19 protein-coding genes are annotated in these 16,211 nt (G+C 46.5%); 13 read left to right on the plus strand and 6 right to left on the minus strand.

What is annotated here, in order from left to right; all coding sequences use genetic code 11:
• Nucleotides 1-213: 213 nt before the first annotated feature.
• The 4 genes from H6786_04685 to H6786_04700 are packed head-to-tail and all read right to left on the minus strand — an operon-like array spanning nucleotide 214 to nucleotide 3,041.
• Nucleotides 214-1,251 carry a hypothetical protein gene (locus tag H6786_04685; GenBank protein ID MCB9816664.1) on the minus strand — a complete coding sequence of 346 codons (1,038 nt, stop codon included), beginning with the start codon at nucleotides 1,249-1,251 and terminating at the stop codon, nucleotides 214-216.
• 26 nt (nucleotides 1,252-1,277) lie between these two features.
• The gene (locus tag H6786_04690; protein ID MCB9816665.1) at nucleotides 1,278-1,493 is read right to left on the minus strand and encodes a hypothetical protein; all 216 of its coding nucleotides are present in this window, start codon (nucleotides 1,491-1,493) and stop codon (nucleotides 1,278-1,280) included.
• A complete protein-coding gene (locus tag H6786_04695; protein MCB9816666.1) occupies nucleotides 1,477-1,698 on the minus strand; it encodes a hypothetical protein in 222 nt (73 codons plus the stop codon). Before H6786_04695 ends, H6786_04690 begins: the two co-directional genes overlap by 17 nt.
• A gap of 11 nt (nucleotides 1,699-1,709) precedes the next feature.
• Complete coding sequence (locus H6786_04700; GenBank protein MCB9816667.1) at nucleotides 1,710-3,041, minus strand: hypothetical protein; 1,332 nt, start codon at nucleotides 3,039-3,041, stop codon at nucleotides 1,710-1,712.
• A gap of 44 nt (nucleotides 3,042-3,085) precedes the next feature.
• Between H6786_04700 and H6786_04705 the strand changes: the two genes are divergently transcribed.
• From H6786_04705 to H6786_04755, 11 genes are all read left to right on the plus strand, one after another.
• Nucleotides 3,086-4,708, plus strand: coding sequence for a PQQ-binding-like beta-propeller repeat protein (locus tag H6786_04705; protein MCB9816668.1), 1,623 nt, complete (start codon nucleotides 3,086-3,088; stop codon nucleotides 4,706-4,708).
• Nucleotides 4,709-4,712: 4 nt separating this feature from the next.
• Nucleotides 4,713-5,450, plus strand: a complete 738-nt coding sequence (locus tag H6786_04710; GenBank protein ID MCB9816669.1) for a hypothetical protein — start codon at nucleotides 4,713-4,715, stop codon at nucleotides 5,448-5,450.
• 111 nt (nucleotides 5,451-5,561) lie between these two features.
• On the plus strand, nucleotides 5,562-7,115 hold the full coding sequence (locus tag H6786_04715) for a hypothetical protein (GenBank protein MCB9816670.1): 1,554 nt from the start codon (nucleotides 5,562-5,564) through the stop codon (nucleotides 7,113-7,115).
• Nucleotides 7,116-7,350: 235 nt separating this feature from the next.
• A complete protein-coding gene (gene rplC / locus H6786_04720; protein ID MCB9816671.1) occupies nucleotides 7,351-7,971 on the plus strand; it encodes a 50S ribosomal protein L3 in 621 nt (206 codons plus the stop codon).
• A gap of 14 nt (nucleotides 7,972-7,985) precedes the next feature.
• Nucleotides 7,986-8,666: a 50S ribosomal protein L4 gene (rplD, locus tag H6786_04725; protein MCB9816672.1), complete on the plus strand. Its 681-nt coding sequence runs from the start codon at nucleotides 7,986-7,988 to the stop codon at nucleotides 8,664-8,666.
• Between the two features lies 1 nt (nucleotide 8,667).
• Entirely contained in the window at nucleotides 8,668-9,039 is a 372-nt protein-coding gene (locus H6786_04730) for a 50S ribosomal protein L23 (protein MCB9816673.1), read from the plus strand.
• Between the two features lie 87 nt (nucleotides 9,040-9,126).
• Nucleotides 9,127-9,987, plus strand: a complete 861-nt coding sequence (gene rplB / locus H6786_04735; protein ID MCB9816674.1) for a 50S ribosomal protein L2 — start codon at nucleotides 9,127-9,129, stop codon at nucleotides 9,985-9,987.
• A 703-nt stretch (nucleotides 9,988-10,690) separates the two neighbouring features.
• The gene (locus H6786_04740) at nucleotides 10,691-12,202 is read left to right on the plus strand and encodes a peptidoglycan-binding protein (GenBank protein MCB9816675.1); all 1,512 of its coding nucleotides are present in this window, start codon (nucleotides 10,691-10,693) and stop codon (nucleotides 12,200-12,202) included.
• Nucleotides 12,203-12,268: 66 nt separating this feature from the next.
• Nucleotides 12,269-13,555 (plus strand): hypothetical protein, encoded by a 1,287-nt coding sequence (locus tag H6786_04745; protein ID MCB9816676.1) that lies wholly within the window; start codon nucleotides 12,269-12,271, stop codon nucleotides 13,553-13,555.
• Between the two features lie 59 nt (nucleotides 13,556-13,614).
• Nucleotides 13,615-13,872 (plus strand): hypothetical protein, encoded by a 258-nt coding sequence (locus H6786_04750; GenBank protein ID MCB9816677.1) that lies wholly within the window; start codon nucleotides 13,615-13,617, stop codon nucleotides 13,870-13,872.
• A gap of 67 nt (nucleotides 13,873-13,939) precedes the next feature.
• Nucleotides 13,940-14,362, plus strand: a complete 423-nt coding sequence (locus H6786_04755) for a hypothetical protein (protein ID MCB9816678.1) — start codon at nucleotides 13,940-13,942, stop codon at nucleotides 14,360-14,362.
• Here H6786_04755 and H6786_04760 read toward each other — a convergent pair.
• Nucleotides 14,359-14,676 (minus strand): hypothetical protein, encoded by a 318-nt coding sequence (locus H6786_04760; protein ID MCB9816679.1) that lies wholly within the window; start codon nucleotides 14,674-14,676, stop codon nucleotides 14,359-14,361. The genes H6786_04755 and H6786_04760 overlap by 4 nt on opposite strands.
• Before the next feature lie 148 nt (nucleotides 14,677-14,824).
• Nucleotides 14,825-15,115, minus strand: coding sequence for a hypothetical protein (locus H6786_04765; GenBank protein MCB9816680.1), 291 nt, complete (start codon nucleotides 15,113-15,115; stop codon nucleotides 14,825-14,827).
• A gap of 427 nt (nucleotides 15,116-15,542) precedes the next feature.
• On the opposite strand from H6786_04765, the gene rpsS reads away from it, so the two are divergent.
• The gene (rpsS, locus tag H6786_04770) at nucleotides 15,543-15,869 is read left to right on the plus strand and encodes a 30S ribosomal protein S19 (protein MCB9816681.1); all 327 of its coding nucleotides are present in this window, start codon (nucleotides 15,543-15,545) and stop codon (nucleotides 15,867-15,869) included.
• A 12-nt stretch (nucleotides 15,870-15,881) separates the two neighbouring features.
• A complete protein-coding gene (gene rplV, locus H6786_04775; GenBank protein MCB9816682.1) occupies nucleotides 15,882-16,208 on the plus strand; it encodes a 50S ribosomal protein L22 in 327 nt (108 codons plus the stop codon).
• The last annotated feature ends 3 nt before the right edge of the window (nucleotides 16,209-16,211 follow it).

Below are 16,211 nucleotides of genomic sequence, written 5' to 3' on the forward strand. Positions count from 1 at the left end.
TGACCTTCCAGAGCGAAAATGCCTGGATGGTACAGTGTTTGAGTCTTGCCGCAGTCGGCGTACTCGCATATCTACATATGGCACCGATCTTCGCTGCCTAGTCATCTTATCAACTAATCAAAGCCGGACCGAACAGGTTCGGCTTTTTTGTACGACACGACAATTGTCAGATCAAAAAAGCCCGAGTTGTACTCGGACTTTCGTGCATAATGTTTATCCTTGAGTAGGCGGCGGAAGAGTAGGGATGGTTGTGATGAGTTTCTGCACTAGGTCAGGTCGAGCTTCCAAGTACTTGTATCGGCCGAGTGAGAGACCTTCGTACTCGGTGATGTATGCGCGGATCATAGGACGAAGGTCACTGGCAAGGAATTCGTCAATTGCCTCTTCAGCTTGTTCAGTTTCACCGATCTTGAGCAGGTAGTCGATTCGAGCAATCTTGATAAAATCTCGCGTGGTACAGCGTGGTGAAATATACACTGATGCGTCACACATACTCTCGCCTTGATCGTAGAGACTAAGTACATTCTCAGGTACTACGACACTCACTGGGATGCTGACATTATCGATGAGGGAGATCAAATTACCAGCATGCATGTAGAGGTCTGGGGTCAGGTTTGCGAGATGTGGATGCTTCATGTACTCCTCAACATCAGCATCAAGTTTCTCATAGGTGTCCATGTAGATAGCGTGACGGTTGAACTCATCGCCACGGAGAATCTCATGTAGTCGAAGGTCCATGTAGACAATACCCATTGGGTACAGGTCATAGATCTTTTGATTCATGAGATAGTTTTTTGCACCAGGTTCCAGTGTACTTGCTTCCGGTGGTAAGAATTCATCAAGTAGATCAAAACGATTGTACCCGTTTGCCTGCTGGGAGATCTTGAAGAGTGCGAGAGCTCTCTCTTGGTCGTTGAGATCTGAGTTGTTGTAGATATTCCGATATGCTGATACAAGTCCTTCGAGATCGTATGGGTCAACACGCTTTGCGAGGTCTACGATGCGCAGTAAATGATTAGCTTTATGCTCTGGGTCTGTTGTTTGAGCTGCGAGTTTCGCGACTTCTTCTGTCGGCAATGTCCAGTAGTTTGCGTTGCTTGGTAAGCCGTCACTGCCGATGATGTAGCCAACTTCAGCAACCTCCTGTTCTAGTGCGGTCTCACGCTGTGTGTATTCGTAGACAAATAGAAAGAGTATGGCCAAAATAACTACCACGAGAAGCGCTAGGGTATATTTTATGATTTGATTCATAGATCGATGTTTATGTACTTGTAAAGTTAGATGCCTCCACCATCATCGTCACCATCACTGGTACCCCATAAGTCAACGAATGCGTCAGCAGACACGTCTCGTACTTCGGGTGAGAAATCAGTTGATAGTTCTGTTGAGAATTCCTTTTTTTTAAGGAATGGAATTAAAGCGATCAGTGCTCCAACAACTACAATAAAGCCATAGACTGCTACTCGGATAACTTTTTTAAGGTTTACGTCCATAATGCTGATTAGTTTTTTTAAGGTCTCGCAATGTAGGGATAATTATATAGTAGGTCGCGAGAATCACAATGACCGTAAGCCACACTGTCCACCAGAGAACAATAAGAATATCTACGTATGGTGCAAGCCAGGTCTGAGTAGGAAGGAGTGAAACCGGGTCGTTACCAGCGAGCATATCCGGGATATAGTATATTTTTTCGTCCATAATTAAGGTGTTTAGAAGTAAAGGTTTTTAACAGGATAAGCGATTATCTCAGGTGTGTCTTTTGGTAATTTGATCCACTCATTATGGGAGAAAGGTTGATACTGAATCTCGCACGCATTGTTAATGTCTACAATTCGGTAAAATGGTCCCCCGTTAATTGAGTGGTCAAATTGCCAGGCAACTGATTCAATCTGGTCATTTCGCTTGCAGAGTTGGTTGATACGAAACCAGCTTTTGTATAGGTCGCATCGACTTCGTGATGATACGGTTTCTCTTCGGAGATCGGCAATACTGCCGTTTTTATAGTGCACTTGAGCTTGAGAGAGACATTGGTGGTTTGCCTCAAACATAAAGAGGCCAATACGGTTGCCTTCCTGCGTCATGCGATGGTCACCTTCAATAGTGTATGGAAAGAGTTGCCAACAGAGAAGTAGTAGGAAAAAGAACCATGCCACTATCGATCGCCTGTCACGAGGGACTGGTGATGGCCTGAAGGCTGGTCCGAACAAGATCATCAAGAGTGGAATGGTTGATAATAAATAGCGGTAGTGCACAATTAGTCCTGAATACAAGTGAAATGTTAAAAAGTAGACCACCGCGCCACGTTGTAGTAGCTTGTTTGAACTGAGAAGAAACCAGGTGCCAATGATCTGCATGAAGATCACAAAATTAGTAATAAATGGTGTGGCGATGTCAGGGAAAATCGGTAATCCGGTTTGAAGCGACGAGAAGTATGTTCCCAACACCCAACCCTCATCCAATTTTATGGTTGCAGCTAAAAAGTACAGGAAGACAAAGCCTAGTCTTAAGAAGAAGATCTTATACGGCAGTGCCAGCAGAATGATAGAAAAGATAAGGTCAAAATAATCGTAGTTTCCGCCAAAGCTAGCGGTGAGAAAGAAGGTGAGTACAAATTTCCAGATAAAAAGCACACTTAAAAGCATGTGTGCAAGGACCCAATCTTTCCGCCACATAAGATACGTGATGACGCCCATTATCCCCAAAAAGAAGACATAGAGTAAGGGCTGGGTGTGACCATAAGGTAAGTTAGAAAGAAAAAAATATTCACCACAATTTTGAAAATATGGCCAGCATAAATATGCGTTGTTCAGATAAGCCTCCACGGTGGTATAGTGGGATTCTGCGTAGAAAGCAAAACTGATTACATAGGTAAGCAAAAGAGCGCCAAAAGACCATTGAAGTGTGCCGCTTCTTTCAATTTCAAAAATTGAGAAAAAAGATCGATACCAACACAAGAAACGTTGCTCAATTTTGTGGGTAAAAATTTGATCTCGTAAAGGGGTGATGTTGGAGTCACTACTGCTTGTTTGTTCTCTGTCCATATACGGGTATTATAGGACAGATGTTAGACAAAAAGACAGCCCGTTTGAAACAATTGATTGAAGCTGAGGTCTTCGTGACTAAAGAACGGCAGCGAATCGTGTCAGCTCAGGGTACCGAATCAAACTGGCTGTTTGATTTTCGTCGTATTCTCATGCGCGGGGAAGTTTTGGAATTGTTGGGAGATGTGTTTTGGGAACGGTACAATAGCAAGTTTCCACTTCAGCTCGGTTGTCTTGAAGTGGCTGGGATTCCAATGGTGACTGGGATTGCTTGCCGTCTGCATGCGTTAGAGCATCCGGTGAATGCATTTTTCATTCGTAAATCACGAAAGAAGCATGGATTACTTAACATGATCGAAGGAGAGATTGATGACACCAAAATCATATTGGTCGATGACATTATCAACTCTGGCAAGAGCTTCATGCGTCAAGTAGAAGTGCTTGAGTCACTCGGAAAAAAAGTTGATACAATTTTTACGATATTGCAGTTTCGTGATGAAAGCTTCTATAGTTATTTTCTTGAAAAGGGAATTGCCGTCGAGTCTTTGTTCACGTTGGATGATTTTTCCGATTCTCTCGGTTTACACAACCTAGGTATCAGAGAAGAAAAGCGAGTGTCGACGCCGTTTACGGTGGAGTGGTACTTCAAGAGCGAGAACCCAAATTATTTTTACGTGGTACCTAAATCTGCCCCTGCAGTCGATGATACAAAATTATACTTCGGCAGCGACTCAGGTAATTTCTGGGCATTGAACCAGCGTGATGGTTCAGTTACCTGGAAATTCAAAGTTGGCCTACATGCAAAAGGGAAAAATATCTTCTCGTCACCGGTCGTACATAAAGGGGTAGTGTATTTTGGTGCGTACGATGGTAATTTCTACGCCCTCGATACTGCAACAGGAAAGCCAAAATGGATATTTATGGAGGCCGACTGGATTGGTTCTTCGCCGGCAATTGCGCCTAAGCTAGGGTTGGTGTTTGTGGGGCTTGAGTTTGGGTTTTGGAAAAAGAAGGGCGGAATCGTGGCGCTTCGTGTCGATACGGGAGAAAAAGTGTGGGAGTACACAACACCGGACTATGTACATTCTTCTCCCGCGTATGACACAAAGAGTGCTCTGGTAGTTTGCGGTTCGAATAATAATGCTACATATGCTTTGCATGCTAAGACGGGCAAAGTGGTTTGGAAATTTCAGACTGAAGGTGAAGTGAAGGCCTCCTTTGCATTCTATGATAAGAAAAAGTACGTAGTATTTGCCTCCCATGATTCATACATATACATACTGAAAGTGAAGACGGGTGAGTTGGTTAAGAAGATCAAGACTGAATTTGCGATCTATTCGACCCCGTTAGTGTACGGCGATCGTGTGTATGTTGGGGCTCTCGACAAAAAGTTGTATTGTATTGATCTGAATACTCTAGAGATCTCATGGGAGTTTCTGACCAGTGGTCGAATCTTCGCTTCCCCTTTTGAGTGGCGTGGGCACATCTACATTGGCTCGAATGATGCTCGATTGTATGAGCTAGATCCTGTGTCAGGCAACAACACCGCGGTATTCCAAGCGACCGAGCGGATCACCAACGCGGCAACCGTAAGTTCGGACGGCAAAAGATTGTTGTTGCCGACGTTTGCAAACGAGATCTTTTGCTTGAAGCGAGACGAATTGTAGTATCATGTACAGCATGCTTCTTACTGGCGGTCGCATTCTTATTGTTAAGCAAATTATCGCTATAAGCTTTCTTGTGGCTGTTGCGTACGTGCTCACCGCACCTGCTACGTACTATAAGCTCGGAAAGGTGGTGTTTGGTGATGTGCCGGAGTTTTACAATGTCGAGTTGGCACACTATCTATTTTCCTATGCTGCGTATCCACCAATTGGTACAGCACCTGAATTTGCACACTATCAGCTTTCGCGCACCTACTTTATTAGGGGGCAGCTCATTGCGGCAGTGAAGGAGGCGAAGAAGGAGCTTGAGCTGTATCCTGACAATAAACGAACCTACTACATCCTGGGCCTTACCTACGGATATCTAGAGTTGCGACAGGAAGCGGTGCTTTCTTTCATGCAGTTTATTGAAGCGTATCCGAATTCTTGGGCGGCACGCAATGATATCGCGTGGATCCTTTTCCAGTCAGGAGATATTGCGGGGGCACGATACTACATAGAGCCAGTTGCAACCGTACACAACCCTTGGGTACAAAATACGTACGGTACCATTCTTCTGAATCAGGGTGAGTACGACAAAGCAAAGGAAGCGTTCCTGATCGCCGAACGTGAAGCAGCAGCCATGACAGAGGAAGAGTGGGGTAGTGCATATCCAGGCAATGACCCACGTATTTACGGAACGGGTCTTTCGGCGATGCGTAGATCGATCGCGGCCAACCTAGCACTGCTCGAAGGATTGAAATAGGTATTACACAGTTATTGCTGAACCTGACAAAATCACATGGTATGCTTTTTGTAAGGAAGTATATCCGGCAAATTTTACTACTGGCTATTAAGCCGAGTCATCTATTACAACATGATCAATCCATTTCGTTCACTATCTACAAAGCCACTGCTCTCACTGGTGGTACTGACGCCTATCGCGGTACTGCTTTTGTTTGCAGCTCTCACCGCAGCATATTTTGCAACTCATGCTACCGATCCATACGCAGCTGAGCTTGCCTTCATTGAGTACTCAAGCGATGATAATGTTGAAGGCTCGCTTGTGCCAGCGAGTTGTGAAAGTTCCGATGCAGTCAATCACTTCCCAGGTGATTGTGCTTGCAGTATTGGGTATTCTGATCCGTGTATTGGAGCGGCTTGCAACCGTACTATCACATGGAATGTGGGAGTAGCCGGCTCGTTTAATCTATGGATGACCGGTGCTGGTAATTTAGGTCCTAAAATACCTAATGGTAACCAGTTAATTGCAATTCCGCCTGGAGGTGCGACTTTTAGAGCTCGTCGTGCAGATATGACAGTACTATGTAGCCAGTTTGTCCCAGGATACCCGGCGCCAACACTTGTCTTCACTGGTACAGACGGTGTGGTGAGTGGACCAAACATCACTGCTGATCCGTTCGATGACATTCAGTTGAATTGGACAGTCACAAACGCAGCTACCTGTAACGCTAGCAACGGCTGGGCTGGTGCACAAGCAGCTGCAGACGGTGCGCACTCAAGTCCATGGTTTATCCCGCCGGGAGACAGTACCTATACCCTGACCTGTACTGGTCCAGGAGGTTCCGTTTCACGATCAGTGGTAGTAGATGTGCGTTCACCAGTGGTGACATTGAATGCGGTGCCGGATCATATTGGGCCTGGTATGGTTTCAAATCTCAACTGGACGGTTTGGGGAGCTACTAGCTGTTCAAAAGCAGAAACTACTCCTACAGGTTTTATGGGTCTTACACCACCGGTTGACGATAACCAAAATGTTTCACCACTCCTAACAACTAATTATACTTTGACCTGTACTGGGCCAGGAGGTGTTACTCCTGCAACAGAGCAAGTATTAATGCCGTCTGGCATACTCACTGCAACTGACTGTGTAGTAGCAGATTTTGACACTTCGTGTGATAGTACGGTGTTTTGGATTGCAAATAATTTTCTTGGTGCACCCTCATTGTTGCAAGGAGCTATCGAGTTTTCAAATGCGGTGACTGATACAATGCCTATACCAGTAAATCCATCGAGTCACACGGTGAGATTGGAAGATACTGGAAGTGCATTCTTCCTGGAACGAAATCCATTGGCTGAATGTTTGCCAGACTCTGTGTGGGCGGGCGGTCGTTGTTGGCCGCGTCCTGATATCAGTCTGCCTATCGATAGTGTGATCCGAAGTGGCTCGCAGTTTGAGATTGAGGCAGAGATCACAGCCAATTACCCAACAACCTGTACGATGGATGATGGTGTTCCGCAAGGATTTGTGCACGCAGCGTCGGCAGGCCCAGTCGTACATACTTTAACAACTCGAGTGCTCCGAAATGCACAAGTGGTCACTTTCGAATGTCATCACACTTTGTACCCGACAGTGAATCGACAGGCGAGTATGCGAATCGAAGTGGTGCCAAATGTCCAAGAGATCTAGAGGAGATTGAGACGATGAAAACGGCCGCCCCGAAGGGGCGGCCGTTTTGCTTGCCAAAAGGTGAAAAATCAGTATACTGTGCGCAGCTTTTTAAGACCTATGTACGGAGCATGCTCCGGACCAATGGGCACAAACCGCGCGAAATTTTTTAGTGCGAGCTGTGCTCGCGCCAAAAAATTTCGCGCGGTTTGTCGTATGGGTCTAAAGCTACTTTATTCACTCATACATATAAATAATGAAATTTATTGTAGGAACTAAGACCGGTATGACACAAGTCTTCGATGCAGAAGGTGTGTGTCGTGCAGCAACCGTTCTCAAGGTTACACCAGCGACTGTGTCACAGGTGAAGACTGAAGAAAAGGATGGCTACGCTGCAGTCCAGCTTGCCTTTGGTGAGCAGAAGGACCACCGTGTCAACAAAGCAACAAAAGGTCACTTCGGCGCGTCAGTTGCTGGTGCTGTCGAGTTTCGTCCACGTGAAGTGTACGGCGAGACGATCGACGGTGTCGAAAAGGGCGCAACGCTCGATGTGACTGTGTTCGAACCAGGTGATGACATCTCAGTCTCTGCTACCTCAAAGGGTAAGGGATTCCAGGGTGTCGTGAAGCGTCATGGCTTTGCTGGTGGTCGCCGATCACACGGTCAGAAGCATTCTGAGCGTGAACCAGGTTCAATCGGAGCAACCGGTAACAATCGCGTTCTCAAGGGAACACGCATGGCCGGACGCATGGGTAGCGATACTGTTACCGTGAAGGGACTTAAGGTCCTTCAAGTTAATGCAGCCGAAAATACCCTCGTGGTGTCAGGTGCTGTACCAGGTCGAAAGGGAACATTAGTAGAGGTCTACGGGGCCTAAGTAACAAATAGAATATGGACGCAAAAGTATTTTCTAAAGATGGAAAAGAAACTGGTAAGGTGACCCTTCCAGAAGCAGTGTTCGGGGTTGCTTGGAATCCAGATCTCGTACACGAAGTAGTTGTTGGTATGCAGGCAAATGCCCGCGAAGGCAACGCACACACAAAGGATCGTTCTGAAGTACGCGGTGGTGGTAAGAAGCCATGGCGTCAGAAGGGTACCGGTCGTGCTCGTCACGGTTCACGTCGATCTCCGATCTGGACTGGTGGTGGTGTGACTTTTGGACCACGTAACGAAAAGGATCATTCAGTGAAGATCAACAAGAAGGTAAAGGCCAAGGCGCTTGCGTCTGTCCTCACCAAGAAGTTGGCTGATGCTGAAGTGATCTTCGTTGATTCACTCAAGATGGATGAGCCAAAGACCAAGGATGCAAAGGCAGTATTCACTGCAATTGCAACTGGTTCAGGTAACGAAGCAATGGCGCGAAAGCGCAAGAACGCTGCAGTGGTAGTGCTCGCGGAGCGCAATCTTGCAACTGAAAAAAGTTTCCGAAACTTCGGCAACATCGAAGTCATCCAGGCAAAGGATGTTAACCCAGTTGACCTCCTCACTTACAAGTACGTAGTGGTCGCAGATGCACCAGCTGCAGTCGAAGTACTCGCTGGACGTATCGCACCAACTACTAAGTCAAAGTAGTATGGCTCTCTTTGGAAAGAAAAAAGAAACCAAGGAAGAGGCGTCTGTTGAGGCTCCAAAGGCAACTGCTCCAAAAGCACTTGCAACTGACCGAGACCTCGCGACTGTGATCGTTGGTCCTCGCATCACTGAGAAGTCAGTGATGATGGGTGACAACAATGTGTACACTTTTACGGTTCGCCGTGATGCAACTAAGTTTGATGTACGCGATGCAGTGAAGGCCCTCTACAACGTGACGCCGATGAAGGTAAACATCGTGAACAAAAAGCCAGCCAAGCGCATGGTGGGAAGCCGCAATCGCGCAAAGCATGTAAAGGGAGTAAAGAAGGCGTACGTGTACCTCAAGAAGGGTGACACGATCAACCTTGTCTAATCTCTAATTACCAGTTAGGAAGATAAGGAGGTAGGGGCGGCGGCTTCGCCACCGCCCAGGCCACCACTATTTTCTAACCATTCAGTTATGAAAAAATATAAACCAACATCAGCGGGTCGTCGTGACGGCTCGGTGATCGAGTACAAGAAGAAGCTTTCTTCTACCAAGAGCAATCCGCTCAAGTCGCTCACCAAGGGTAAGCGAAGTACTGGTGGTCGTAACAGCGCTGGTCGCATTACTACTCACTACCGTGGGGCAGGTAACAAGCGAACCTTCCGCGAGATCGACTTCAAGTACAACAAGAAGGATGTTCCTGCTAAGGTAGAGACTATCGAGTACGATCCAAACCGTTCAGGTTTCATTGCGCTCGTATGTTACGCCGACGGTGAACGCAGGTACATTCTTGCACCTCGCAACCTCGAGGTAGGTGATGAGATCATTGTCTCAGAAAAGGCAAAGGTCAAGACAGGTAACCGTTTGCCACTTGCAGCTATCCCAGTTGGTACCTTCGTATACAACGTGGAGATCAACCCAGGAGCAGGTGCAAAGCTTGGCCGTTCTGCTGGTAACGCGATTGAAGTCGTTGCACAGGACAGCAAGCACACCACCCTCAAGATGCCATCAACTGAAATCCGTAAGGTGCTAAACACTGCATGGGCTTCAATCGGTGAGGTGTCAAACGAGGAATACCGTCTCGTGAGTATTGGTAAGGCAGGACGCGCACGTCACATGGGTCTTCGTCCGAAGAACCGTGGTGCGGCTCGTAACGCCGTAGACCACCCACACGGAGGTGGTGAAGGACGCTCACCGCGTGGTCATCGCCGACAGCGAACCAAGCAGGGTCGTCCAACCGGAAAGGGTCAGAAGACTCGTTCACCAAAGAAGTACTCAAACAAGCTTATTGTTTCTCGCCGCAAGCCAGGTCGCTTGATGCGGGGAAATAAGTAAAACTAAAAAACACCCATCTAGGGTGTTTTTTAGTTTTAGCACCTGAACTGTTTCAGGTGCGTACTTATTTCCCGGCCGGAGCTATGTCGGACGAAGCGAAGCGAGTACGACGAGCGGTGAAAAGTGACATTGAGTCACTTTTCACGGATCGCGAGTCCAGAAAATAACGACGAAGGAGTATATTTTCTGAGAACTTGTGATGTAACAAGTAGTCGTTAGAGATTCTATACAAAACAGCCGCGGGCCCATAGGGCCCGCGGCTGTTTTGTGCTCGTTCGCTGCCAAGTGTTCTATCTGATCAACTAAGCAAGGCTCAGGTGGTGTTTGCGGTAAATGATATGGCTGTAAGTGGGAGAATTGCACTGAATCTACTGCAGTACAGCTGTGTGTGGCGACAAATTCAGTCAGGGCGCCATTTAGTCCCTTTGCGAGTCCGAACACGGTAAACAGTAATAACAGAAAAAGAATGCGAATAAGTGATTTCATGCGACAAGGTGATCATGGTGTGGGACCGATCTGGTAAGTGGGAGGTATATAGAGTAACAAGAGGTTGTTTAAATCGTAATCAAATCACCGTTGATAACCACTATAAACATTGAGTGCGATACACAAAACGCTGCCGTCAATATCATCTGAAGCGGGGAGTGAGTGGTATCTGAATAATCTGATACAATAGTACTAACTACAAAGTAATTAGTTTTTTATGAACGCGTCAGTATCTTTTCGATCACTTCTTGTTTTTATCAGTGTGGCAGTCATTGCTACTTTCTTAGTACCGTTTGTGTCGCATGCTCAAACGACCTGTACTTTCACTCGTACACTATCGCTTGGTGATGAGGGTGAGGATGTGCTCTGTCTTCAGAAGTATTTGAATACGACTGATCACAAGATCGCGGCGGCTGGTGTTGGCTCGCCAGGAAACGAGACGACTTCGTATGGAAGTCTCACCGAAGCGGCTGTGCTAGCCTGGCAACAGGCAAATGGTGTAGCAGGAGCAAATGGAAACTTTGGACCTGGCTCACAAGCAAAGTACAAAGAGGTTAGTGCTGCCGCTCCGGTAGCTCAAAACGAAAGTGAAGTCGATCACCTGCTGAGCATTGTTAGTGGCCTCCAGGCGCAGCTTGACGCGGCTACACCACAGCCAACTGTTCCAGCAACGGTGACTACGCCAACTCCACAAGTGGCAGGAGCTTCAACCTACGCGAAAAGCGAAGCGCAGAAGGGAGCTGAGAAGCGCATCATGGATGCGGTCGAGATGATCCTTGACGCGTTTGGTGAAGTTGATGATCTCCGAGAAGATGATCCAGACGAAGCGTCTGACATTGACGAAGACGTACGCGACGCGATCGAAACGCTCTTTGACTCGCTTGAAAGTTACTTTGATGAAGACTACTCTTCGGCCGAAGAAGACGCTGATAGTGCACTTGACGACGCAACAAGTGCCTTTGAAGATGCTGGTGGCGAATCTGATGCGACTGAAGCCGAGGATCTGCTTGACGACGTAGAAGATCTCTATGACGACGTGGTAGATCTCTTTGAAGAAGCCGAAGATAAAGATGAAGATACTGGCGATGCAGAAGATTTGATCGACGAAGCTGCTGATCTCCTTGATGATGCGCAGGAAGCGTTTAAGGACAAGGTGTATCGACAAGCGATCAGTGATGCACTTGATGCGCAGGAGCTTCTTGAGGATGCAGAAGATGAGATCGATCTCGTTTCCGACAAAGATGCAGAAAAGTATGTTGAAGACATCTGGGATATGTACGATGATGCTGAAGAAGAGATCGATGATGCAGATGCTGATGGAGAAGATGTTGATGATTCACTCGACTTACTCGATGATGCGAAACGAGCGTTAAAGCGAGCAGATATAGCTGTCGATGAGGAAGAGTTTGAAGATGCGATCGACGAAGCTGAAGAGGCAGAGGATCTCATTGATGAAGCGCTTGATGCGATCGGTGGTTCAAAGGGAGACGAGAGTGATGCAGAAGAGGCGCTTGACGATGCATGGAAAGAATACAAGGATGCGCGAGATGAACTGTACAACGCGGAAGACGATGATGAAGATGTTGGTGACGCGTGGGATTACCTCGGTGACGCCAAGGATGCACTCAATGACGCAGAAGATGCAATGGAAGATGAGGACTATGATGAAGTAATGGATCTCGTCGACGATGCGCTCAAGGCGATCGAGGATGCACTTGATGAGCTCTAAGTGGTAAAAAACCGGCGGCCCTTCGGGCCGCCGGTTTTTAATGCGTGATAGTATATCTGTATAGTTATGGAAGAAATGAATAATAGCCAGACACCAAGGATCGAAGGTGGACCAGACACTTCTGCAAAATTTGATCAGAATGATCTCCAGGAAGTACAGGCGGGGGAGGGTAAACATGTAGATGCGGAGCTAGAAAGAGATGAACCAGATGAAGTGAGTAGAGAAGTATCGTATGATCAAGATAATACTAATCTAGAGAAGGCTGCGGAAATTGAGCGTCAGGAAAGTCTAGACGTGACCCGTATGTGGTATGAACGTGCATGTGATCAGGCGCAATCATATATTGACGCTCACGGGTATCTGTACGATGTTTCTTATTATGATGCAGAAGTCAAACTAGATAATGGTGAGGTGACAGAAAGTTTGGTACTTCGTTTTTCGCATCGTACTGGAGGCACCGCTAAAGACTGGACGATGTCGATTAAGATGACTGATGAGTATTTGGACGATCAATTTGAAACAGTGATCGAACACGTTATTCTAAGTAAAAATTTTGAAACAGAAATAGATGAGCGATCTGAGGGGGGAGATGATGGATTTGGAGAGCAGGAGTTTGAGGAACTAAAGGGTAAAGACCGAGACAAGACAGGAGAAGAGTTGGCGCTGCTCAAGCAGACGAATGAAGATATAAATCGACTGAGGACTGAATATGGCCTGTCAGAATTTATTGTTCCGGAACGTGCAGTGCATGTGATTAAACAAGAACATTGGGTCTTAAATGAAAAGGCGATTTATAATCCTCGTCTCAAAGGTATTGGGATAAGAGAGACGCCAGCAAACATTGTTTTTTATGCTCTAGCAACACACGAATCGTTACACGCCAATGTCAACAATTATTTACTGCCAATCATGTTAACTGAGGCGTTAGTTGAGGCAACTACTATCGAGATGGTTAGGAATCAGCGTAATGCTACGATTGACCGCGATAGGAAGAATGCTAATGCAGTAATGTGGCAGCATGAAGATGCTCTAAACGAATATGGTGATCCTCTCTATTCGGAAGAAACATACTATGCATATGTTGATGATGTTGGTCAGTTGCGATCAATTGAGTTCGGGTATCAATTAGAGCGAGATGCCTTGCAAATGTTGCTGAAAAAAGTGGTAGAGCGAGATGGTGGAGTAAGGTTCAAAGATGAAAAGGAAGTGCAGAAAGAACTATTACATGCACTCATGGCAGACGATCCTAGTATGCTCAATTTCATTAATGATCTGTTTGGTTCAGACGCAATGGATAAATTGCAGTTTGCTCAAAGCGCACGTGATCTACTAAGGATCGTAGCTGAATTGTAGAGTTTCAGTATGGTTTGAAGGGTCACCGGTTATTTTTATGCATGCTACCATACAGCCACATGAAAAAGTTACTGCAGAAACTGTTTGGTACACATCGTGAGTTTGTGGGTAATTTTATTGAGACGGGTGAAGCGTTGATTGCATTGGCTGCGTCAAATCAGATCGTCGCAGCAGAGCTTGAAGATTTCTCACAGAAGGCACGCACACTAAAAAGTGACAACTTATTGGAAGCTGCGGAATTGTCAGCCAATGCGCTTAGTGGTTATGGTATCTCGGTGCGATCAAAGGCATTTTTGGAAACCTTGACGGAGGAGTAGTCAAAACAGGCCGGTCCCGAAGGGACCGGCCTGTTTTGACAGTATTTGCGTGCTACACTAAAAATACATGCAACGGCTACTTCCATTTCTTTTTCTGTTTGGTGTCATACTGGTAACGTCTGTTATTTCGCTGCTTGCTTCGTGGCTGCTTACACATGTGGCTGGTGTAAGTACCGCTGCACCACTTCGATACGCAACTATGTTTGCTGAGTTGTTGGCTTGGTTGTTCTCACTCACCGTTGCGTTTTATCTGGCAGCAGAAACAAAACTCTTATACACCCACGCTTTGCCGAAGGGTTTTGGGCTGTACATTGCATTTGGTTTTCTGTGTGTGCAGCTTGCTTTTTTAATGGTGTTACCGATCACGCTTGGTTCCATGAATGTGTTCGCCTTTTTTACAGTATCAAGTTTGGTTTACATTGCTGGTTCGTTTGTGATAACAGCTCTGTACACCAGCTTCCTGTTACGAAAATTTCAAGTGAACACTTAAGTCCCCGGTTTTCGTTCGCGCTCTTTAAAGGTAAACTCACGTAATTTCTTGCTGGCTTTGAGTGTCGCGAAGATGGCTTCTGATCGCTTTGTCGTATGTACGGCAACTTTCTGCGCACTCTGTCCACTAATAATGAGTTCAAAGCCAGCGTTTGTGTATACACAGGTCACAAACCGTCCGCTGGCGCCACGCGCATTGGTACGGATCTCGCCGGGGGCGATCATTTTGATTCCAGGAATTTTCTCAAGCTCACGCACGACAAATGTCGCAGTTTCGGTAAGGGTGCTGTGTTCTCGTCCGCGGGATCGGGGCATATGGGGTAGGGTAGCACTAATTTATAAAAAAGGTCCAGGAATTTTGCCTAGGAAAGGGCTAAATTCTGACATAAATTCACAATAGTCGCTGCGCTTGTTTGTTCATTTAAAAAAGCCGGAAGCGCGCGAACGCGTTTCCGGATTTTGGTTAGTTTCCTGAGGACTCAAGCTCTCGACTGAGTCTCACAAACTCATTGCGATGTTCTTCGATTTGTCCCTTAGACTTTTTGACCAGGAGTTGTAGACTGAGGCCGATGCTAATCATCACGACGCACGCGATGAGATTGCTTGGCTCTAGAGCATTTTTAGTGAATAGAGCGAGTAGCGCGACCGCACCGCCGCCCAGTAACCCCAGCGAGAAAAGTTCACTCAGGGCGTTCACCCAAAGCCAGATATTCTTCCCGGTGAGGTGGTGTTTAATCAATTCGTCATTGGTCATGACGTACCCCTTTAGTTACGTGCCTTTAAAATTTATATCGTATAATATACTACATGTCAATGTTATTCGGTGTAGATGGTTTGACTTTCCAGCGTATTTCCGGTATTCTCATGCCGTTCCAACCTCAAGTCGTTTCCCTGGCAGGAAACGCATGAAATACGAACGAAGTAGGTGACCACAAGAGAAATCTGGCCGTTACCAGGATTCTCGGGAATCTCACAAGCCGCCACTGACGGTGCGAATGCACTAGCTACAAGCGGTATTTACTAACAACAAAGCTACACAAGCATTTTTTGCTGTAGTGCAGCTTTACATTAATTTGGATCGTGGTGGTTTTTGGATTTATGGTTCCAGGAATCGGCGGCGGGCTAAAGCCGCCGATTCGGAACTAAGTTCTGAATAGTCGCTACGCTCCTTTCATCACTTAATGTCACGATCATTATATAAGGGACCGTACGTAGACGAACGTCTCCTCAAGAAGATCGCCGGGAAGAAGCCCGGAGAAGGCGGTGTCATCAAGACTTGGGCTCGAGGCTCAGTGATCTCTCCAGAAATGGTAGGATTCACCTTTGGTGTACACAACGGCCGCGATCACATTGAAGTACTGGTTGCAGAAGAAATGGTGGGCCACAAGTTCGGTGAATTTTCACCAACGAAGAAGTTCTGGCGCCACGGAGGTAAGATGCAGAAGGAACTTGATCAGAAGAAGAAGGAAGCTGAAATTGCAGCTGCTAAGGCTGCTAAGGCTGCGTAATAAGACTGATATATGAAAGCAATTCTCAAAAACTATCGTCAGTCTCCACGCAAGGTTCGTCTTCTCGCAGATCTTGTACGCGGTAAAAAAGCAACTGACGCACTTACCACACTCCGTTTTGTAGACAAGCGAGCATCTGGTCCATTTGCAAAGGTGATCTCATCAGCGATTGCAAATGCCAAGCAGCATGGCGCAAAGGAAGAAGAGCTCTTTATCAAGGCTGTACAGGTCAATAAGGCTCCTACTTTCAAGCGCTTCATGCCACGAGCTCGTGGTTCTGCATCACGAATTAACAAGCGTAACAGCCACATCTCAGTTGAGCTGGGCGTAAAGAAATAAGGA

This window comes from Candidatus Nomurabacteria bacterium, from assembly GCA_020632075.1.
Lineage (GTDB): Bacteria > Patescibacteriota > Minisyncoccia > Phycocordibacterales > UBA918 > OLB19.